This window comes from Paenibacillus sp. FSL R7-0198 (genome assembly GCF_038000415.1).
Classification (GTDB): Bacteria; Bacillota; Bacilli; order Paenibacillales; family Paenibacillaceae; genus Paenibacillus.
Genome location: NZ_JBBOCB010000001.1, coordinates 4,162,045 through 4,183,452, shown reverse-complemented (window position 1 = coordinate 4,183,452; position 21,408 = coordinate 4,162,045). Strand labels below are relative to the sequence as shown.

At 47.6% G+C, this 21,408-nt stretch carries 22 protein-coding genes and 1 riboswitch; of the genes, 9 read left to right on the top strand and 13 right to left on the bottom strand.

Annotation, left to right across the window (positions count from 1 at the left end; all coding sequences use genetic code 11):
- Positions 1–377: 377 nt before the first annotated feature.
- Positions 378–1,484, bottom strand: coding sequence for an Ig-like domain-containing protein (locus MKY87_RS18230; RefSeq protein WP_340965631.1), 1,107 nt, complete (start codon positions 1,482–1,484; stop codon positions 378–380).
- A gap of 181 nt (positions 1,485–1,665) precedes the next feature.
- On the opposite strand from MKY87_RS18230, the gene MKY87_RS18225 reads away from it, so the two are divergent.
- The gene (locus tag MKY87_RS18225) at positions 1,666–1,869 is read left to right on the top strand and encodes a hypothetical protein (RefSeq protein ID WP_133386936.1); all 204 of its coding nucleotides are present in this window, start codon (positions 1,666–1,668) and stop codon (positions 1,867–1,869) included.
- Between the two features lie 223 nt (positions 1,870–2,092).
- Here MKY87_RS18225 and serS read toward each other — a convergent pair whose 3' ends face one another.
- Positions 2,093–3,391: a serine--tRNA ligase gene (serS, locus tag MKY87_RS18220; protein WP_340965629.1), complete on the bottom strand. Its 1,299-nt coding sequence runs from the start codon at positions 3,389–3,391 to the stop codon at positions 2,093–2,095.
- Positions 3,392–3,778: 387 nt separating this feature from the next.
- On the opposite strand from serS, the gene MKY87_RS18215 reads away from it, so the two are divergent.
- Complete coding sequence (locus MKY87_RS18215; RefSeq protein ID WP_340965628.1) at positions 3,779–5,014, top strand: MFS transporter; 1,236 nt, start codon at positions 3,779–3,781, stop codon at positions 5,012–5,014.
- A 435-nt stretch (positions 5,015–5,449) separates the two neighbouring features.
- On the opposite strand, the gene MKY87_RS18210 is transcribed toward MKY87_RS18215, so the two are convergent.
- Positions 5,450–5,959, bottom strand: a complete 510-nt coding sequence (locus tag MKY87_RS18210; protein ID WP_338590340.1) for a hypothetical protein — start codon at positions 5,957–5,959, stop codon at positions 5,450–5,452.
- A gap of 173 nt (positions 5,960–6,132) precedes the next feature.
- Between MKY87_RS18210 and MKY87_RS18205 the strand changes: the two genes are divergently transcribed.
- The 7 genes from MKY87_RS18205 to MKY87_RS18175 all read left to right on the top strand — a co-directional run bounded on the left by MKY87_RS18205 (position 6,133) and on the right by MKY87_RS18175 (position 11,934).
- Entirely contained in the window at positions 6,133–6,519 is a 387-nt protein-coding gene (locus MKY87_RS18205) for a VOC family protein (RefSeq protein WP_289390983.1), read from the top strand.
- A 17-nt stretch (positions 6,520–6,536) separates the two neighbouring features.
- Positions 6,537–7,292: an NAD-dependent epimerase/dehydratase family protein gene (locus MKY87_RS18200; RefSeq protein WP_340965627.1), complete on the top strand. Its 756-nt coding sequence runs from the start codon at positions 6,537–6,539 to the stop codon at positions 7,290–7,292.
- A 145-nt stretch (positions 7,293–7,437) separates the two neighbouring features.
- Positions 7,438–7,550, top strand: a riboswitch (TPP riboswitch).
- A gap of 221 nt (positions 7,551–7,771) precedes the next feature.
- Entirely contained in the window at positions 7,772–8,812 is a 1,041-nt protein-coding gene (locus MKY87_RS18195; protein WP_340965626.1) for an ABC transporter substrate-binding protein, read from the top strand.
- A 215-nt stretch (positions 8,813–9,027) separates the two neighbouring features.
- Positions 9,028–9,318 carry a thiamine-binding protein gene (locus tag MKY87_RS18190; RefSeq protein WP_127551654.1) on the top strand — a complete coding sequence of 97 codons (291 nt, stop codon included), beginning with the start codon at positions 9,028–9,030 and terminating at the stop codon, positions 9,316–9,318.
- A complete protein-coding gene (locus MKY87_RS18185) occupies positions 9,318–10,076 on the top strand; it encodes an ABC transporter permease (protein ID WP_076216030.1) in 759 nt (252 codons plus the stop codon). The genes MKY87_RS18190 and MKY87_RS18185 overlap by 1 nt, the downstream gene beginning before the upstream one ends.
- A 37-nt stretch (positions 10,077–10,113) precedes the next feature.
- Positions 10,114–11,022, top strand: coding sequence for an ABC transporter ATP-binding protein (locus tag MKY87_RS18180; RefSeq protein ID WP_339786840.1), 909 nt, complete (start codon positions 10,114–10,116; stop codon positions 11,020–11,022).
- A gap of 81 nt (positions 11,023–11,103) precedes the next feature.
- The gene (locus MKY87_RS18175) at positions 11,104–11,934 is read left to right on the top strand and encodes a TatD family hydrolase (RefSeq protein ID WP_340965624.1); all 831 of its coding nucleotides are present in this window, start codon (positions 11,104–11,106) and stop codon (positions 11,932–11,934) included.
- Positions 11,935–12,049: 115 nt separating this feature from the next.
- Here the strand turns inward: MKY87_RS18175 and nfsA are convergent, their stop codons facing one another.
- The 10 genes from nfsA to MKY87_RS18125 form a co-directional block, all read right to left on the bottom strand.
- Positions 12,050–12,793, bottom strand: a complete 744-nt coding sequence (nfsA, locus tag MKY87_RS18170; RefSeq protein WP_340965623.1) for an oxygen-insensitive NADPH nitroreductase — start codon at positions 12,791–12,793, stop codon at positions 12,050–12,052.
- Complete coding sequence (locus MKY87_RS18165) at positions 12,786–13,385, bottom strand: TetR family transcriptional regulator (RefSeq protein WP_340965622.1); 600 nt, start codon at positions 13,383–13,385, stop codon at positions 12,786–12,788. Before MKY87_RS18165 ends, nfsA begins: the two co-directional genes overlap by 8 nt.
- Positions 13,386–13,540: 155 nt before the next feature.
- On the bottom strand, positions 13,541–14,701 hold the full coding sequence (locus MKY87_RS18160; RefSeq protein WP_338590320.1) for a YhgE/Pip domain-containing protein: 1,161 nt from the start codon (positions 14,699–14,701) through the stop codon (positions 13,541–13,543).
- Between the two features lie 352 nt (positions 14,702–15,053).
- Positions 15,054–17,540 (bottom strand): heavy metal translocating P-type ATPase, encoded by a 2,487-nt coding sequence (locus MKY87_RS18155; RefSeq protein ID WP_340967478.1) that lies wholly within the window; start codon positions 17,538–17,540, stop codon positions 15,054–15,056.
- 217 nt (positions 17,541–17,757) lie between these two features.
- Positions 17,758–17,958, bottom strand: coding sequence for a copper ion binding protein (locus MKY87_RS18150; protein ID WP_017691004.1), 201 nt, complete (start codon positions 17,956–17,958; stop codon positions 17,758–17,760).
- A 58-nt stretch (positions 17,959–18,016) separates the two neighbouring features.
- Positions 18,017–18,418: a metal-sensitive transcriptional regulator gene (locus MKY87_RS18145; protein WP_340965621.1), complete on the bottom strand. Its 402-nt coding sequence runs from the start codon at positions 18,416–18,418 to the stop codon at positions 18,017–18,019.
- A 125-nt stretch (positions 18,419–18,543) separates the two neighbouring features.
- Positions 18,544–19,032: a GNAT family N-acetyltransferase gene (locus MKY87_RS18140; protein WP_339786852.1), complete on the bottom strand. Its 489-nt coding sequence runs from the start codon at positions 19,030–19,032 to the stop codon at positions 18,544–18,546.
- Positions 19,033–19,155: 123 nt separating this feature from the next.
- Positions 19,156–19,341, bottom strand: coding sequence for a hypothetical protein (locus MKY87_RS18135; RefSeq protein WP_017691007.1), 186 nt, complete (start codon positions 19,339–19,341; stop codon positions 19,156–19,158).
- A 441-nt stretch (positions 19,342–19,782) separates the two neighbouring features.
- On the bottom strand, positions 19,783–20,394 hold the full coding sequence (locus MKY87_RS18130; protein ID WP_340965620.1) for a hypothetical protein: 612 nt from the start codon (positions 20,392–20,394) through the stop codon (positions 19,783–19,785).
- Between the two features lie 254 nt (positions 20,395–20,648).
- Positions 20,649–21,407, bottom strand: a complete 759-nt coding sequence (locus tag MKY87_RS18125; RefSeq protein WP_340965619.1) for a nucleoside phosphorylase — start codon at positions 21,405–21,407, stop codon at positions 20,649–20,651.
- Position 21,408 lies beyond the last annotated feature (1 nt).

The window sequence follows — 21,408 nt, the reverse complement described above, 5'->3', positions numbered from 1 at the left end:
ACCTCCTCTTCACCATGACATTTTAAATGGTAACCTTCTCTGTATTTTTCATAGGTGCGTTGCTTCATGCGCTCAATCGTAGTACTCCGTTGAAATGTAAGTGTGGAACTTAGGGATAAAAGAAGATATTTCAGGTAAGCCAGATCACTAGAGTTAGCGTCTGAGCTTATAATCGATGCTTTCATTTTCATCCCATCCAATCCCCATATATAGTTGTTAAAGCAGAAGGCATTTCAGATACATATTTCTATATATCCAAAAAGGAGCGTATGTCTACGCCCCTAGTTGTCTGTTACATTGATGATATTGATGATTTTAACGTGTCATGTACTGATTTTATCTTTGAATTGATGCAAAGCACTTCATTATATGAAGATTTATTTTACCGTCACAGGGATCGTCACTTTTTTGTTGCCCCACTTGGCCGTGATAGACGTTTTACCTTTGCCTACAGCCACGATCTTGCCATTTGTTACTGTCGCTACGCCCGGCTTTGTGCTGCTCCACACCGCACTGTTCGTCACAACAGTGGTTTTGCCAGTATCATACTGTGCCATCACACTCAGCGTTGTACTTCCCTGTGGGGATAAAACCAGTTTTTTCTGCCCTGTAATCAACTTTTTGAGCAAAGGTACAACGGTAACCTCTGCCTTTATTGTCTGATTTTGATAAGTTCCTGTCAAGGTCGCTTGTCCTTCAGTCAGCGTTTTGACTGCTCCATTTTTCACGATAGCTACATTTGTATTGGAAGAGGTCCATATCACTTGTTTCGAAAGGTTAATGGTTTTGCCATTCGCGTAGGTGCCGATCACCTTCAACGCTTTGGACTTCTTGATGTTCAGCTGCATTGTGGCAGGAGTGACCTCAACTTTGGTAATCTCGTCCGTCACAGCAACGGGGACTTTCACAATCGTTGTTCCGTATTTGCCTTGAAGCAATACTCTGCCGGGTGTAACGCCTTTGATTTTACCGTTTTCCAGCACAGCCGAAGAAGTGGATACGGACCACACAATCTCGGACGTTACGTCTTCTTCCTTCCCATTCGCACGGGTAATGCTTACTTTCGGAAGGGTGCTTTCACTGCCTTTTACAAAACTGTAGGAGTTTGGTGATGCTTTGATGCTTTTGATCTTCTCCTGCACTTGGACAACCAACTGGGCTTTAGACCCATCTACTTCTGCAAAAATGGTTGCTTCGCCCGCGGCCACAGCCTTGACTTTACCTTTCACCATCGTCGCGACTGCTGCATTACTGGTGGACCAAGTCACGCCTTCGGTAACATCCTGCTTGTTATCAAAACCTTCTACCGTTGCCATCACCTGAAGCGCAGCTGTTTCGGAAACACTCATCTTCTGCGGGCTGTTATTGGTTATTTCAATCGATTTCACGTCACCAGTAGCCGCCAAGGCCAACGAAGGGACCAGTATTGTTAATGTCATAATTAGAGCAAGCGTGCCTCGAAGCGCCAGTTTGATTCTACTCATTTTTAATTTCCAACTCCCATAATCCAATATTTTACTTCTATTATATTATATCGGATACGAATTGCATAAAGTTGAATAACATAAGTGGGAGTCTTGGAACAATTCATGATTTTCATTGTATAATATGGGAAGGCCGCGTAATACTGTTTTAATAAACCTAAAAGATGGGGGTGGGGTATGTATGATCGAAAAGAATTTGCTTGATATGGTTTCACCTAAAAATAACCGTAAACGTATGAAAGCTATCGTCACTTCGACATCCACCAAGATTCGTCCTGAAGACGAAGTGGTTCTATTGATGAAAACAGCCCGCAATCGTTTCAAAAAAGCCCTTGAATCTGGACAAATTGAAATCATTAACGAGCGTGAATGGAAGCTGCGTTGACATTAAAGAAATAATTTTATTTACTTACATAAACGAAGAAAATTCTGATTAAGAAAGCTATATCTTAGGTCCGAGCACTAACCATCAGTTATATTTGGCACAACATAGTAGGAGATCGGTTCGTTAAATAGTGTTATCGTTGAAAAGGGGATGTCCATCGTCACATGCAACATGACGTTTGGAACATCCCCTTTTTGAATTACTAGAGCTTTAACTAACCTCTCTAATTCACTTCATCCTGCTCTGGCAAAATCAAGCTCTCGGCCCCGCCCATATAGGGCCGCAGGGCTGGCGGAATGTGAATGCTTCCATCCTCCTGCTGATGATTCTCAAGCAACGGAATCAGGATACGCGGCGATGCCACCGCCGTATTATTGAGCGTGTGACAGTAGGCCAACTTGCCTTCGGCATCGAGGCAACGAATATTTGAACGGCGAGCCTGGAAATCATGCAGATTCGACGACGAATGCGTTTCTCCATATGCACCGCGGCTTGGCATCCAGGTCTCGATGTCATACTGTTTGTACGTTTTCTGCGACATATCCCCGGTACATACAGCGACAACACGATACGGCAGTTCCAATAATTGCAGCAATTCTTCAGCGTGTCCTGTAATCTCTTGCAACATGCGCTCCGATTCTTCCGCATCAGGGGCACAGAGAATGACCTGCTCAACTTTGGCAAATTGGTGCACACGATACAATCCGCGTACATCACGTCCGCCGGAGCCAACCTCACTGCGGAAACACGTCGATACCGCAGCCAGCTTCACCGGATCCTTAACATCGACAATCTCATCCGCATAATACGACACCAGCGGCACTTCAGAAGTTCCCACCAGCCACTTGTTCTCCCCTTCGAGTTCATAGACCTGATCTCGACCGGTTGGGAAGAATCCGGTGTTCACCAGCGCATCCTCCCTGACCATCAGCGGTACCTCCATTGGTGTAAACCCATGCTTCAGCAACAGATCCAAGGCAAGTTGCTGTACTGCCCGATGTAATAACAGACCAGCGCCTTTTAATACATAGCTTCGTGTACCGCCAATCTTAACTCCACGGGGAATATCGATGAGATCATGCAACTCCCCAAGTTCCACGTGATCTTTGGTATTATACTCGAACGTTGGCACCTCTCCCACACGTCGCAGCTCTACATTATCCGCATCCGACGAGCCATTGGGGGTATCCGGGGATACGATATTGGGTACCAGCCATTGCAGCTTGGTTACTTCCTCCTGCACAGGGGCCAGCCTCGCTTCCACCTGTTCCAACTGTTCATTGAGCTGTTTCACCTGGGCCCGCAAACCCTCGGCCTGTTCCCGATCCCCCGCTTGCATGAGTCTGCCAATGTCCGCGGATAACGTATTGCGCAATCTGCGTCCTTCTTCAATTTCCTGCAAAAGTGTTCTGCGTTCTTCATCACGCTCTAACAATGTGCGAATGTTGATCTTGATTTTTTTCCCGTCTGCTGCTGCCTGAACCTCTTCTTCATGTGCACGAATCCACTTCATTTCCAACATGGTCACCGTCTCCTTTGGCTGTAAAAATGCAAAGAGCGCCCTCATCCCTTGGGACGAGGAGCGCTCTGCTCGCGGTGCCACCCAACTTGCTGAATCAGGATATCCTGCTTCCAGCCTCTTGGTCCGCGATAACGGGCGGTTCCGGTTAACTTGGGGAAATATCGCTCCCCTGGCGAAAACGCCTCCGAGTTGGATGCTCTTCAACGGCATGGTCCGATCTGTAATTGTTGGTCTCAGTATATACGAACGCCGGACCAAATTGCAACCTTCTGTATCGATCAGGAATTCATGGCACATCGTAACATGTCCTGTTATGATAGACTTTGTCTTCAAGATTGCGCTCTATTGTGATCCTCAATTTATGTATATAAGTAGAAGGAGTTCTTTATGAAAAAATTACTTTGGATCGGATGTCTGTCCTATTTCCTGATTGGACTTGCCCACGTCGTGCTCGGTTCCATTTTACCGGTTGCACTTGAACATTACGGCAAAGATTATAGCCAAGGCGGAACGCTGATCTTTGCTCAATTTGCCGGATTCCTCGGTGGTGTATTGTTATCTCCATGGCTGAACAGACGCTTTGGTAAACGGGGTGGCCTGTTAATCGCCACAGCGTTGCTCTGTATTGCAGAATTATCCTACATGCTGTTGCCACCATGGGGCTGGATGTTCGTCATTGCACCCGCTGCCGGCTTTGGATTCGGAATGGTTGAGGCTGTTATTGGCACCATTATCATCGCTGCAATCAAAGACAATACAGCCGTTGCCATGAGTCGACTGGAAGTGTTATTCGGGATCGGGGCGATGGTCATGCCGCTTATTGCCAGCGGTCTGATTGCTGCCGGATACTGGCGTCTCTCCTTTCTCGTTGTTGCGATCTGCGCATCGCTGACCTTTGTTTTCTGGGCAAAAGGATCATTCGGTGAACTCGATAAGTTTCTGGAGCGACAGAGTTCAAATCACGCTTCCGTAAATACGCACTCTGCTGGGACATCGGGTGAGATGCATCCCGCATCTCCAAGTACACCCAGTCCAACCTATCGTGGCCGTAACAGGACTCTTCTGGTATTATTCGTTCTGTTCTTCTTCCTATATGTTGGCACAGAAATGAGTCTTGCGAACTTCATGCCGGCGATCCTGATTGAGAAAATGAACATGAAGGAAGCCGGAGCAGCGCTTAGTGTCACCTGTTTCTGGATTGCCATGTCCGTAGGACGACTCTTCGCCGGGTATATCGCAGAGAAATTCCAATACCGCGTATATGTCCTGTACAGTTGTCTCGCGTCTGTTCTTTTGTTAATGCTATTTCCATTTACAAACCAAATCTGGTCTGCATTTCTCATCATCTTGCTGCTTGGACTTGCGATGTCAGGTATTTTCTCCATTGCCCTTGTCTTCGCCAGTAAACTGCTGCCCGGAACTGAAGAATCCACACCCAGCATTTTGATTGCCTCAGGTGGAGTTGGCGGTGCCATTCTGCCTTTGACTACGGGATGGAGTCTTGATCATCTGGCGGTTAATCAATCTGCATGGATGCTTGCGATCTTTGCAGTTGGCCTGCTTGTCATTAGCGTAATCACGTATCAATGGCAGAACAAACATGTGGTGGATCCAGCGACTTAACAGTTATGTGTCGATGCAGTCCTGAGAATTAGAATTAGAAATAGAATACCTATTATAGAGATTGAGATGTCCACCGCCATGACCTGACGGTGGATATTTTGTTGTAGCGTTACTCTGTTCTAACGAACCTAACACACGCTATTCCCCTCCATTTCCGCATGTTTGAAATCTAACGAATCCTAAAGACGTTATTGTAGGTAATTATCTAAAATTCAAGGTCTCGTTGCAGTTTTTCTGCATAATAACACCCCTGAGATTCGTTAGATTTTTCATTCCCTAAAAACTGGCCTAATAAGGTGTCCTCGATTCGTTAGCGCTGTTATCATGGTGGAAAGTGTCCTATCTTTGCCTCGCTGATCACCTTTCATTAAAGGTGAAAATACGATCTATTCATTTGCACAAGATTGCCCAGGAAATACTTTGGGTCTGGGTGAATCACACACTTTTGTTAACGACAGGCATTACGGGCCCGTTATCCTTGATGAATTTACCAAATACATATCGGACGAGTGGCCCCAAAATGATCAATTGATATGGAAGCGCCAGGCTGAAGTTACGAGCGATTGTATGAAGGTACGTACGGAGTACGAATGACCCACTTAATTGATCCGCGAGATATGCCGAGATCATTCCATACATGGACATAATCAGTACCATGCCAATCACCATAAAAAATGACATAGCAAGCACACCCAAAATCTTGTTGGACTTGTCGAAGGGCAAGGAGAATGCAATCTTTCTCGCCACAGGGCCAACAATGAAAGACTCCACCAGAAACGCGATGACAAAACATAATATGAATTGAAGCAGTATCTCAAGCGGGGACATCTTGCCGAGTAACCCACTGTGCCATAGATTGAAGAACATCATGACCAAGACCATTCCTGTACACATCATTAATCCGAAAATAATTTGTTCCTTCTTGCTTGCTGGCAATTCTCTCATCCTCTCTGTTTACCTTCGTAATTATAGAGATGAGGAAACCCTCCACATAAGTGAACATTATGTGAACATTTATGGTTTTTTCAAATTAAAATCCGATTTGACAACCTCGTAGTACAGCCCTATGATATCCCTTAAAATGGTAGAGAATTTACTACATTTGGAGGAATATAATTATGAGTTTTCAAAAGCGCATTGACCACGTCGGCATTGCCGTTCGTGATCTGGATACTACGCTTCGTTTTTATACGGAGGTTGTTGGATTGGAACTGAAAGACCGGGTGACGCATACGAACGGTGTCATTCAGCTCGCCTTTCTCGGCTTCAATGGAAGTAACGAGACTGAGATTGAGTTAATTCAAGGATACAGCGACAAGCTGCCTTCCGAAGGTACGGTACACCATTTTGCGATCCATGTAGATGACCTTGATTCTGAGTACAAACGCATCCAAGCCACCAAAGCCGTATTTATTGATGGAGAGATTATTACACTGCCTAACGGTTACCGCTATTTCTTCATCTATGGACCTGAAAAGGAATGGATTGAGTTCTTCCAGCGCTAAGAATTGGAGTTGATTTCATGAACATTTTAATTACTGGCGCAGCCGGGAAAATTGGCCGGGACTTGTCCCAACACTTGTCAGAAGCATATCACCTGCGACTAACGGATTTGAATATCGGCAGACTGCATACGTATCAAGAAACCGACCATGAGATCATGACACTGGATGTGACAGACCCTGAAGCCTGTCAGCATGCTTGCGAAGGCATGGATGTGGTAGTACATCTGGCGGGAGACCCTTCCCCGAATGCCGGATTCTATGAATCGTTGTTGGACATCAATATCAAAGGTACATTTAATGTATTCCGTGCAGCTAAGGACCAAGGTGTGCAAAGAGTCATTCTGGCGAGCAGTGCACAGACGATTGAGGGGTATCCCATTGATGCTCAAGTCTATCCGGACATGCCAACACACCCACGGAATTTGTACGGGGTTAGCAAATGTTTTGGAGAATCGCTCGCTTCCTATTTTGCGTATACCGAGGGTTTACAAAGTGTTGCGATACGTATAGGTGCATATGATGATTTTCAACCGGACGGACCAGCGCTGGAAGCAAGGGATATGAGCGCGTATATTAGTCCGGCTGACTTGTGTGATTTGATGTTCAAAGCCATTACCGTTACCAATCTGGAGCCCTTCACCATACTGCATGGGATCTCGAATAATCGGTTTAAACGATTGAATCTGGAAACCACTCAGAAACAGGTAGGCTATGACCCAAAATCCGATGCTTTTGCACTCAGTCAGATTTCCTTATATGATTCGCCACGATAATTAATGAAAATAACACATCCAAACAGACCGTTATACATATGTATAACGGTCTGTTTGATAAGTTCATACGTGTCCCCATCCAGTTCCTGACTGGACACGTTCCACCTGCTGGCCTATAATTACACCTAGTAATGCCCGTAACTTCATAGTTTCCCAGGGGAGTCGGAATTGGCCGGCTGAGAGTGTATCCCACCAAGATACTAACCCTTAGACCTGATCTGGATCATGCCAGCGTAGGAATCGGAGTATATCGAAATGGCACAGCCCTATGGCTGAACGCCACCTCTCTAACGCCTGCACGCGTCCCGGATTACGGGACGCTTTTTTAATGTTCTTTTATATAGCCAGAGAGCTAAAAAAAGTGACGTTATCCAGATCTCAACTGGTATAAATCTGTCGATTTATGCAAGATGATTGGATATGAAGCCAAGGAGTACCCCGTGCCACTCGGCCGGACATACCGAAGGAGAGAATCACAGATGAAATGGCGTAAAACAATGGGACTGCTGCTCTTGTGTGTACTGCTGGTGACTGTAGCCGCATGTGGCGGTAAAGAAGCCGCCCCCGTAGAGCAGAACGGCAACACAAATACAGAAAGCAGTAACGAAGGTGGCACTGCCGCCTTAAAGGATATTAAAGTGGTGCTCGACTGGACACCAAATACGAATCATACCGGCCTGTATGCGGCTGTAGATCAAGGTTTTTACAAGGCCGAAGGCTTAAACGTGGAGATTGTACAACCAGGTGCCGGTGGCGCGGATACGATGGTTGCATCGAACGAAGTGCCTTTTGGCGTAAGTTATCAGGAGAGTGTAACTCAAGCCCGTACACAGGGTGTTCCTCTCGTCTCCATCGCAGCAGTTATTCAGCATAATACATCCGGGTTCGCTGCTCCGGCGGATCGGAATATCAAATCACCGAAAGATTTTGAAGGTAAAACCTATGGCGGTTGGGGTTCCCCAGTCGAAGAAGCCGTGATGCAATCCATTATGGAAGGCGACGGAGCAGATGTATCCAAAGTGAAAAACATTAACATGGGTGACGCTGACTTTTTCACCGCAGTGAAACGGGACATTGATTTCGCGTGGATTTTCTACGCTTGGACGGGGATTGAAGCCGAATTGCGCGGAGAACCAATCGACATGTTATATGTGAAGGATTATTCAGATGCATTGGATTACTACACGCCTGTCCTCGTAACAAACGAGCAGACGATCCAAAACGACCCTGAGCTGGTGAAAGCATTTCTGAAAGCCACTTCCGAAGGATATCAATATGCCATTGATCATCCCGAAGACGCAGCGAACATTCTGATCAAGGCTGTACCGGATCTGGACAAGGAATTGGTCCTGGCAAGCCAGAAATGGCTTAGTCCAAAGTACACAGATGACGCCCCGCGCTGGGGTGAGCAAAAGCAGGAAGTATGGCAGAATTACACCGACTGGATGTTTAGCAAAAAACTGCTCGATGAACAGATCGATGTAAGCAAGGCATATACAAACGCGTTTTTACCCCAATAAAAATTGCTTAAGTTTAACTTTTTACACAAGAACGAAGAGTGCAGAACCCATCTGAAGAAACAAAGTGTTCGCCTTTATCCCCGGATTTCCCCATTGAAAATGGATTCAAGAAATCTGGGGATAACAGCGATCGGAAGAGGGTACTGCAATCGGAGTGATAAGTGTAAACCTGGTTCAATTCATGCAATTTATCACGAAAGGAGCCGTGATCTCTCATGGCAAGCACACTACTTAGCATTCAGGTTATTCCCAAAACGCCAAATGGCGAGAATTCTTATCCTTACGTAGATCGCGCCATTGAAGTTATTCAGCAATCCGGCCTGAAATATCAGGTGAACGCGCTCGACACCACGATGGAGGGAGAACTGGAGGAACTGCTCGAGGTTGTCCGTAAAATGCACGAGGTACTTGTGGAGGCTGGTAGCCCAAGCATCATCTCCCAGATCAAAATCGCCCATAGCCCTGCTGGCTTCAGCATGGATACCCTGACGGAGAAGTATCGCTAATGCATGCCTATTTCAAAAGTGTATGGCCGCCCATTGTGGCGGTTATTCTCTTTATAGCGATATGGCAGGGAGCCGTCTCCCTCTTCCATATTGAGAAATGGATGCTGCCTGCACCATCCGACATCGCCCGCGAAGCGGCAACCCAGGCCGAGCGGCTTGGCATGCACGCTTCCGCAACCATTCAGTTAACCCTGATCGGATTCGCGGCCGGCACCGCGGTTGGATTATTAATTGCGATGGTGCTGCATTTGGTCCCTTTTCTCAAGTCGGCCCTGTATCCTTTACTTATTCTTAGTCAAAATATCCCAACCATCGCGCTCGCGCCGCTCCTGTTAATCTGGTTCGGATTCGGGCTGTTGCCCAAGCTGATTACGATCATCCTGGTATGTTTCTTCCCCGTTGCAGTGGCGGCCATGGATGGCTTGACCCGTACTGACGCCGCGATGATGAACTATATGCGCATGGCTGGTGCGAAACGTCACCATATCTTCTGGAAGCTGGAGCTCCCCCATGCGCTGCCATCCGTGTTCTCCGGTGTCAAAATTGCCGCTACCTATAGCGTGATGGGTGCCATCATCGCCGAATGGATTGGTGCAGACAAGGGTATTGGTTATTATATGATGCTGCAAAAGTCGGCTTATCGCACGGATCGCCTATTCGTGGCGATCATGATTATTGTCGCGCTCAGCTTGCTGCTCTTCCTGTTCATTGCCCTGCTGGAGAAGCTACTCGTGCGCTGGCGGCCACAGAAGCGATAATAAAGAAGTAATCTGTATATTAGGAAGTGATGACCATATGAATCGGCAACAGGACGAACAAGTCCAGCCTGGACGAGGAGCAAGTGTAGTGGAGCCAACGCACGGTGAAAAGTTAAACTCGGCTACGCCTAATCGACCTGCCAATACGACTCCTGCTTCGGTTCCACCTGCACTGGACGTTGTTAATGTTCATGCATCATTCCGTGAACGGCGGAGCAGGTTACCGGTTCTGAACGGCCTGTCCCTGACTGTGGAGCAAGGCGAGTTTGTCGCTATCGTTGGACCATCCGGCTGTGGCAAAAGCACCCTGTTCCACATCATCGGCGGTCTGCTGAAGCCACAGGAAGGCCAAGTGCTTATGAACGGTCAGAATGTAACGGGACAACGTGGCAAGATTAGTTATATGCCTCAACAACCCGCTCTTTTCCCTTGGCGTACCATTGAAGATAATGTACTACTTGCTGGTGAAGTAGCTTCAAGCGCTCCTCCTCGGGCTGAAGCTCTTGCGGAAGCTCGTAAGTGGTTAAGCAGCGTGGGTCTTGCCGGGTTTGAGCAAGCATACCCTCATATGCTGTCTGGCGGAATGCAGCAGCGTGCTGCATTTCTGCGTGCCCTGCTCAGTCCGCAGGAACTCATGCTGCTGGACGAACCTTTCAGCGCGCTGGATGCACTGACACGTAGCGACATGCAACGCTGGCTGCTCGATATCTGGGAACAGAACCGCCGCTCGGTGCTGTTCATCACCCATAATATCGAAGAAGCACTGCTGCTTGCGGATCGGGTCTATGTGTTATCCAACCGACCTGCAACAGTGTTGCACGAGGTACATGTTCCTTTTGATCGCCCAAGACGAGAAGAAATTACGGAGGAATCCGCTTTTCTGGAGCGTAAACGGCAGATTGCACAGTGGATGAGAGAAGAACAGCAGAAAGCCCGCCTATCTTGATAGCGCGGGTTTTTAAGTTATTATTTTCCTTTAATGGGTGATCCACCACAATGAATTCTGCGTAACATAGTTAGAATATAAATGAACACAAGGAGGAATTCCCTCGTGCATTCTCAAGCTTTTGCACCATTAATTGATGCTCATATTCACTTCGATCAGTATACCCCTGACGAACAACGCGAGATGCTGCTATCTTTCCCGTCTCAGCAGGTCGAAGCCGTCATAGCCGTGTCCATGAATCTCGCTTCTGCCCAGGCCAATCTGGAGCTTGCAAAACAACATCCACGCACCATCTATCCAGCCTTCGGTTTCCATCCAGAACAGGAACTGCCGTCCGCTGAAGAAATGGACCTGTTCTTCCAATGGATCGAGAAGCATATGGGACAAGCCATAGCAATAGGAGAAGTCGGCCTTCCCTATTACAACCGTCTGGAAGCGGAACAGGCAGGGCAGCGCTTCGATCAGAGCGGGTATATCAAGCTGCTTGAACGTTTCATCCAACTTGCCAAAAAGCATAACAAACCACTTGTCCTTCATGCGGTATACGATGATGCAGATATCGTCTGTGATCTGCTGGAGCAATATCAGTTCCGACGCGCCCATTTCCATTGGTTCAAAGGATCCCGCGAAACGGTACGGCGTATGGCTGACAATGGTTATTTCATCTCTTTCACGCCGGATATTCGGTATGAAGAAGAGATTCGTGAACTCGCCCGGCAATATCCATCAGAACAAGTGATGGCCGAGACCGACGGACCTTGGCCCTTCGAAGGGCCATTTCAGGGACGAATGACACACCCGGCCATGACCAGACAGGTCATCCAGGCATGGAGTGAAATCACTGGCATGGGAACCGAGCGGGCCGCCCGTCTCTTTTATCAGAACACAAAGCGTTTCTATGGCTTAACTTAAGTACCAGCTGGTAGCAGCAAGCACTCTCGCTTGCCCTGCCAACACAGCACTTTACAACAAAGCACAAAGAAGCCAGTCGGTTTCGCTCCGACTGACTTCTAATTTACTATATAACTTAACGCTTCAAGAATCCTTTGCCTTCCAGGAACGGTCTCACTTGCAACCTTGTCGGCTCAGTCAGGCGCTTCGCCATCAGTTCGGACCATGGAGTTGTTCGTTCACCGTTAGTCCGTTCTTTCATGTACGCCGTCGTTGTCTCATCATACTGCTCAACACCTTTGATGCTCTGCTCGGCATTATAACGATTACGATGCAGGACTGCATCCAGTGGCAGACGCGGGCGAATTCCCGTTTCCTGATCTGCAACACCAATACACATGCCATACACCGGATATACTCCTTCCGGCAAACCCAGCAACTCGGCTACTTCCTCAATTCGGGTACGAAGCCCGCCAATATATACGATTCCGAACCCTAGTGACTCCGCTGCAAGAGCGGCGTTCTGGGAAGCAAGTGCAGCATCAATCGTAGCTACCATGAAATTCTCGGTTGAATCGGCATACGATTCCTTCTCGGGAAGATGACGTTTCGCAGCATCACTCAGCCGATACAGATCAGCACACCATACGAGAAATACCGGACATTCATTGACATAGGCCTGGTTGCCTGCCAATTCAGCCAGCTTGGCTTTCTGCTCTAAGTCAGTCACAGCAATTACGGTATAGGCTTGCACACTACTTGAAGAGGAAGCCATCTGTCCAGCCGCTACGATGGCTGCAAGCTGCTCTTCACTTACCGGGTCTGGCTTGAATTTGCGTACAGAGCGGTGTTTCATCATCAACTCAATGGTTTCATTCATGGTGGTTCACTCCCAATCCTCGAAGTACGAACTCAATCGTCTGCTCAGCGAGCTCGTCTGTATTCATATCCTGATAATCAAAGCCAAATCGTGAATTCTTGGCCCGTTTGTGCGCCAAAGCCACACCCATAACCTGAAGCATCGCATAAGATACGGACTCGACCTGGAACAATCCCTGATCCTTACCCTCTTGCAGCAGTTCCCTAACTCGGGTCCAGACGGGGTCCAAAAAACGAAATACGGTAGCTGTGCGATGTGTACGCAGTGTAATTTCAAGCTGCACAATATCGCTCATCTCCCGATCCGTCATCGTGAACTTCACAACTTCACCAATAATTCGGCGGATACCTTCCACAGGCGAGGACACGGACTCTTCAGCCAGCGCGTTCATCATATGCCCAGGGAAAAAATGCTCAAATAACGCTTCGAACACCTTTTCTTTGCCGCCAAAATGATAAGACACCAACGACACATTGGCACCTGCCTCATCACATATTTGACGAACACTCGTCCCGTCATACCCCTGCTGTGCAAAAAGCTTCTTGGCTGCAAGCAATATCCTCGTTTTGATATCCAACTCCGGTTCCGTCATTCCGTCCCGCTCCCTCTTGTCCGTTCATCTCATTCGCTCCAGCTCAAGGACTGCAGCCAGCGACTCATCTGTCTATTATATTACACCAAGCACCCCGATGAAAATCATCGGGGTGCTTGTCCTATCCTATGATGCAATGGTATGCATCTGTTGTATTAGTTGTTTGCTTGAGCAGGGCTTGGAGCCATAGCTGGCATGCGTTGTTTTTTCAACAACGTCACGACCAGTGACAACGCAACGGCAACCAACAGTACAATCACGATAGAGCCCGCAGCAGACTGAACCCCCGGGCCTCCCAACTGCACGCTCAGAATACCCTGTACGGCGTATGTTGCAGGCAGGTACTGCCCAATGCCGCTATAGAAGCTGTTCAGCAATTCACGCGGTACCATTGCACCGGAAGATACCAGTTGCAAGGACAGTGAGATGATGTTGAACAGACTTCCTGCAGGTCCGAAGCAGATCAGGAAGAACTGGGAGAAGAACATGAACGTGCACAGGAAGAGCGCCTGGAACAACCAGAATGCAACGAATCCTTGTGCAATCTGTCCTCCCAGTGCCACAATCAGTGAAGATCCCAGCAAGGAAACGACCAATGCAGAACCCACGTTAATGACTACTCTCGCGCCAAACAAAGTCAATCGGGAATAGGTAGATGACAGCATACCCATGGCTGTCTGGAGGTTCATCCCCATGATCATGGCACCTACATAGGAAGCCAGTACCATCATCATCGGCACCATCTGATTATTCATCCCGTTAACCGGGTTGATGGACGTTGTCGTTCCTTCTACTCGGGTAGTCAGGTTTGTCGCGGCTTCAGCAGCCTGTTCGGCAGGAGCGCCTGAAGCAGTCAACACCGTCTGTACCCCTTGTGCTGTAGCTTGTTTGTTAATCGTGTTTGTCACACTTTGTGATACACCTTGCATCATGCTTTTAATCGTAACCGGGTTCGCTTCATTAATGGTGTATTTAATCTCGGCGGTGGAGCCAGCGGTCTGAAGCAATTCGTTAAACCCAGCCGGGATATCCAGCACCATGTGTACTTTGTGATGATTCAGCTGATCCAACGCTTCAGCCGCACTCAGATTGGATACGGTGTGGAAAGGCAGTGTTCCTGCGAGGGAGTCTGCAATTCCTTTGGACATTTCGCCGTCCTCATTCACAATCGCAACCGTCAATTCTTTCGTACGGTCATTTACTCCAGAATATGCGGTCATCCAGATCACGCTAAAGATCACTTGAAACATAAGTGCTGTTACGATCCCTACAATCACTGGCGGTTTTTTAAACAATGTACGTAAAGCCTGTAACATAAAAGGTGTCCTCCATTACTCAAATAGTTCTAATTTGATTTAAACAGTTGTTTGAATCAAACGATCGTTTAAATTTTATGTGAATATGTCCATATTGTCAACTCATTTTTTGAAAAATTCAGAAAACGTTAGCTTTATTCATGAATACAATTGATCCATTTTCACAAAAGAGCATTATGCTATCCTTTTCCCGAAGAAAAGAACATCTATACCAACGATTCAGACCGCACTTGTCTGGCGATTCAAACTGTTTTTTCTCAACAAAAAACACGGCCCGCTGCAGCGAACCGCGCATTTATTATCCTCACTTTATTACAATGAGGCGTTGAATATATCTCCAAACAAAGGTCGGTCAGTCATTTCTCTTCAGCTTCATGCGTTGCAGACGTAGGGAATTCAGTACAACCGATACGGAGCTGAACGCCATCGCCGCCCCTGCCAGCCATGGAGCCAAGAAGCCAACTGCCGCAATGGGAATACCAATAACGTTGTATCCGAGTGCCCAGAACAGGTTTTGTTTGATGTTACCCATCGTGCGCCGGCTCATCTCAATTGCATCTGCAATGCTGTTCAGATCACCACGCATCAACGTAATATCCGCCGCTTCCATCGCTACATCCGTTCCTGTTCCGATGGCCATCCCAATATCAGCAGTAGCGAGTGCCGGAGCATCATTAATGCCGTCACCTACCATCGCGACTTTCAGGCCACTCTCCTGAAGTTTCTTCACTTCCGCGGCTTTGCCTTCCGGCAGAACCTCAGCCAGAACTTTACCGATCCCTGCCTGTTCTGCTACAGCGCGAGCAGTCCGCTCATTGTCTCCCGTGATCATAATGACATCGATCCCCATCGCTTGAAGACGACCGATGGCTTCACGAGAAGTATCCTTGATGGTGTCAGCCACAGCCACGATCCCTGCCCACTGACCATCCACCGCGACCAGCATCGCTGTACGCCCTTGTTCTTCCAGACGGTTCATCTGCTGAACGGTTTCCTCAGAGACATTCACCTTTGCATCTGCAAGCAAACGACGCGTGCCGACCAGAATTTCCTGCCCTTTTGCTGAAGCTCGCACACCGTATCCCGGTATGTTCTCAAACTTCTCTGTTGGGGTTAACTCCAGACCCTTGGCACGGATACCCGCAACAATCGCCTCTGCCAGCGGATGCTCGGAACTCTGTTCGGCCGATCCTATACGCTCAAGCAGATCGGATTCCGTCCAATTCGGAGCCGTTACAACATCGGTAAGGACCGGTTTGCCTTGGGTTACTGTACCTGTTTTGTCGAGCACCACGGTCTGAATCTGTTGTGCCGACTCCAGATGTTCGCCGCCTTTGAACAGAATGCCATATTCAGCCGCACGTCCTGATCCAGCCATGACAGAGGTCGGCGTTGCCAGCCCCAGTGCACATGGACAGGCAATGACGAGCACAGCAATCGCTTTTTCAAGGGAACCAGCGAAGTCACCTGGACTTGCAAACAGATACCAGATCAGGAATGTCAGCGCGGCAATACCCACGACAATGGGAACAAATATGCCTGAAATGACATCTGCGATCCGTTGGATCGGTGCTTTGGAGCCCTGAGCTTGCTCGACTACTTTAATGATTTGGGACAAAGCCGTATCCGATCCCACTCGGGTCGCACGTAGTCGTAACACCCCATTTTTGTTCAGCGTAGCACCTGTAACGGGATCTCCCGGTTTTTTATCCACGGGAAGGCTCTCTCCACTTAACATGGATTCATCTACTGAGGATTGGCCTTCTTCAACAATACCATCCACCGGGATGCTATCACCCGGCTTCACCAGAACCAAGTCACCCACCGCAACATATGCGGCAGGAACCATAACTTCCTGTCCGTCACGGATGACACGGGCTTCACGTGGAGCCAGTTCGATCAGGCTTTTGATTGCCTGCGAAGAGCGACCTTTCGCCACAGCTTCGAACCATTTTCCCAGTAAAATTAACGTAATTAGAATTGCACTTGTCTCATAATAGAGTTCTACCGAAGGCATGGCGGCTGTGCTCGTTCCCATCGCGCCGTGATCCATGGTTGTAGAAGGTAAATACCCACTGGATAAGGTCAGATACAGACTGTAGAAAAACGCTGCGCTGGTACCCAGTGCCACGAGAACGTCCATATTGGCACTGCGGTTACGTAAGGCTTTGTACGCCCCCACATAGAACTGCCACCCAATCACGAACTGTACCGGCGTTGCCAGAATCAGCTGGAACCAAGGGTTCATGAAGAGATCTGGGACATAGATTCCGGATGTGAACGAGAAATGCCCGACCATTGCCCACAGTAAAGGAATCGATAACAACGCAGATATCATCCATTTCCACTTTTTGCGTTGCAGCTCACGTTCACGAACCGATGTGGTCTCTTCTTGCGTCAATTGCAGTTCAGCACCGTAGCCCATCTGCTTGATCTTGGCGGTAATATCCGAAGGTTTCAATGCACCAGCGGCATATTCGATATGCCCTGTTTCCAGCGCCAGATTCACATTCGCCTGAGATACCCCCGGTAGTCGGGAGAGACCTTTTTCAATCCGGGCAGAACAGGCAGCACACGTCATCCCCGTAATGTTCAGATCAACCGATTCGGACACCGTCCCGTAACCAAGCGCCTCGACTTTATCCCGCAACGCATTCACGTTGGTTGTCTTCGGATCATAAGATACGGTTGCCTGTTCGATGGCAAGATTCACATTGGCCTGATGCACCCCTTCCATACGGGACAAGCCCTTCTCCACTCGTGTCGAACATGCAGCACAAGTCATGCCCGTGATGTGCAGTGTTGCCTTCAGTCCTGGTGCTTCTGCCATAGGTGGCATTGGTGTGGGTTCGGATGATCTATCCATTGGTTTATTCGTTGAGTTATCCATCATGTCAGCTCCTTTCATGTCGATTCAATTTTTGTATGTTGCATTTCATTATACCCCCAAGGGGTATATATCAGACAGAAAATTAGGCTTAAACCTGACTCTTGGAAAAAGGTACTCTGACCTCTTTTTCGCCCATGAGCATGTTCGGTTTAAGCCTGTGATCCCGTTAGACTACATCGTATCCCTGATCTTCAATCGCAGCTTTGATCTGATCCACGTTCACCGTCTGCTCATCATATTCCACCGCTACTGTTCCTGCTGCCAGATCAACCTTACCACTCGCTCCGGTATTCTTCACAGCTTCTTCAACCGACTTCACACAGTGATTGCAAGACATTCCCGTAACGTTCAACGTAACATTAGACATTGTAAATTCCTCCTTGGGGTATATTAAATGATAAATTAAATAGGTGAATTGATTCAGCTTACTTCATTAACTTCCGCATCGTAACCAGCAGTTCATCCACAACCTCATGTTCACCAGCCTGAATACGCTCAACGATACAGCTCTTCATATGGCCTTCAAGCAAAAGTTTGCCTACTGAATTAAGAGCAGACTGAGCCGCCGCAATCTGCGTCAGCACATCATCACAGTACGTATCCTTCTCGATCAATCCCTTGATCCCGCGAATCTGACCTTCCACACGGTTCAAACGAGAAACCAGGTTACTCTTCATCTCCTGCGAATGGTGACTCTTGCGCACATGCTTCCCATCACTGCCCTCGGCATGACAGGATACCGCTTCTTCTTGAACTGTAGCCAAAGCTTCCGTTGAATCGGACTTGGAGGATTGCAAAGGTTCCTCGGGATGGCTCTGATGTTCCATCTGAACACCCCTTTTCTTTCGTTCTTTTCTAAGAGTAACATACCCCATGGGGGTATTCAAGAGTGTTTTGATATTTTAATAAAAATGGATGATTTACTTCCTAAAATTAAATAGAGCAGTTCATCTTATAAGGTATACTCCATCCTGCTGCTGCGGACGACCAGACCCATCTGTTCATAGAAAGCCTGTGCCCCAGAGTTAAAAGTCGACACGGATAATTCCACGCTGTCTGCCTGAAGCTCTCTCCCTAGCTCGATGAATGCTTCTAGTAACTGTTTGCCTGTTCCTTGGCCCCGATGCTTGGTATCCACTACAAGTTCATGGATGTACAGCATCTTGCGATCCACCATCAACGAGTTATCTTGAATAACACTTAACTGCGCACTCCCGTAACCCAGAATCAAACCCGTTTCCGAAGACTCGGCAACATACAGATAACGCTTGTCCGTTTCCAGCAGTTCGGTGAACTCCTTTTCCTCCATTCTCGTCTCTAACGCTCTGTATAGATCGGGCCGCCCCTCGACATGCATCTGGTGCAACTCATCCATCAACAATGACACGCCAGAGTAGTCCCTCATTTCTGCCTTTCGGATGTTAATCTTCCCCTTACTCATCCCCATCACTCTTTCATCTACTGAATTTTACATTATTATACAACCAAAAAGCAGATACCATAAGGGTACCTGCTTCGCTAAATTTATTTACATTTTACAAAGCGAATGTGATGCTCATGTTGTTTATTTTTTCGAAGAAGCATTTCCTTCATTAAAAGCAACAGGTGATGGCTTCGCAGCCCATTCATCCGCCTGCGGCTCAATGTCCACTCCGCTTAGAATCTTCTTTTTCTCCATCAAGGAATCCCCGTCTTCATCCAACTTGTTGCGAATTTCCGCCTCGTCCTGAGGTTGATTGTTCTGTGTCATCGTAGAGTCCTCCCTTTTTCGTATTCATGGTTGATGTTCCTTTATATAACGTGCCCACTTTCTGCATTATCATTCTCTTCGAGGATCAGGCCGTCCCCCAAGTTATGTGTTATTTGAATTAAACATTAACTTTATTAAGCTAAATCCATCTCTAAACCCTTGCTCGTACATTACTGACTCTGCTGTACCCTGAAGAAGGGTTATTACATTACAATAGTCCAAAAATAAAGCCATCCCCTCTGGCTTAACATATTCACATAGCTCCATAAACAAACGATCTATTGCAATGCAAATTGAGTATCTTATTGAACAACATATTGAAGAATTTGAGAAAGAACAAGGTGTTATTACCCCTGATACACATAATGACGTATAGATTTTGCGCCCTTAGTACATGCGCATTATCCATACGTCATTTTTCATGATATATCCTGTTCCCCGTTAATCGAAATCAACCTGTTTATCCAAAATGATTTCCTCTACTTTGTATTCCATCTCTGGTATTGAGGGAATCAAGGAGAATCGAACGTTATCCAGAGAAGAAGGAAGAGCAGGAACCACTCGGAAACTAATTTGAGTCTCCCCACCTCCTCCTCGACTACCATGTCTCATGGTTATATGTCTCTGTTCGCTGAATATTTCCAGAGCCAAATGTGGAACCATTTGTATACGCTCAGCTTCATTCCCCTTATATCGAATTTCCACGTAAACGAGGCTTTCGCCTTCATATTGCATTGAATGCGTAATCATATACTCACACGAATCTTTGATCATTTTCTTCATAATCGGCACCACACTTGTCAATTGGAGAGGTTCACTTGGATAGTAGTGCCTTTGCGGCATCGGCTGCACGCTACGGAGAACATATCGGATATCTTCCTCCTTCATATCCAGTAAGCTCACCCATTCATCGATGGTACTTTGAGGAGGCTGGTATTGGACAGCTCCGGTTATGTCCTTTCTGGCTGCAACCAGTTTCAAAAGTTGCTCATCAATCCGTTGTACCTCATCGCTGTATTCATTAGGAATTTCACGTAATTCACTCCAACCCATATTTAATCACTCTCCTAATTTAATGACTTGCCCTGCAAATACAATTCGCTACTGTACCTGCATCCCCTCTTCTTTTTCAGTTTATTTAAAAGGCTCCACTTAACCAAAAATGGAGAAATTAAAAAGGAAAGGACGCCCCTAGGTCATATTCGTGACCTTTCGGGACGCCCTTTTATATTATCCACATCCAATGGACAACTTCTACTATTTAGCTTTGTTACAATGAACACCAACTCATCCTTGCCTTAGCCAACCTATGCCTGATCCTGACGAGCAAGCGCGACTAGCGCATGTAGCGCTGCATTAATCTCGCGCTCAACCGCTTGTCCAACCGCATCCGTATGCGGATCATACTCGGCAGCCAGATCACTGTCCGCGAATCCATCGATCGCGACAATCGCTCCGGCGCGAGCGCCACGCAAGGTGCTGACGATGTAGAGCGCCGCAATTTCCATCTCAGCTGCAAGTGCTCCAGCCTGCTTGTACTTGCGGTGTGGGATCTCTTCCACGCCTGCAAAGAATGCATCCAGCGTTACGGTGATACCAACGCCCACTTTGCCTGCAAACGTCGCAGCATCCGCGCTACCCTGCTCACGAGCAGCCTCGATCAACGCTTGTGTCACCCCAATGTCCGCTACCGCTGGGAAACCATCCGGTACCAGTTGGCGAGTTAACCCGTCCGTACGAACAGCGGCTGTACTCACAATCACACTGCCTGCTGGATAATCGGCTGTATACGATCCCGCTGTACCTACACGAATCAGAGTTGTTACACCCGCGCGAATCAATTCCTCGAAACAGACAGCTGCTCCAGGTGAACCTACACCATGGCTGACCACAGCGATCTGTACCCCTTCATACAATCCAACAAATGTACGATACTCCCGACTGAACGCCAGTTCTCTCGCCTGCTCCAGCTTACGGGAAATCTTCTCCGCACGTGCCGGATCACCACAGACGATGGCGTATGCCGGCATGTCTTCCGAATGAATCTGCAAAATAGGCATCAACATA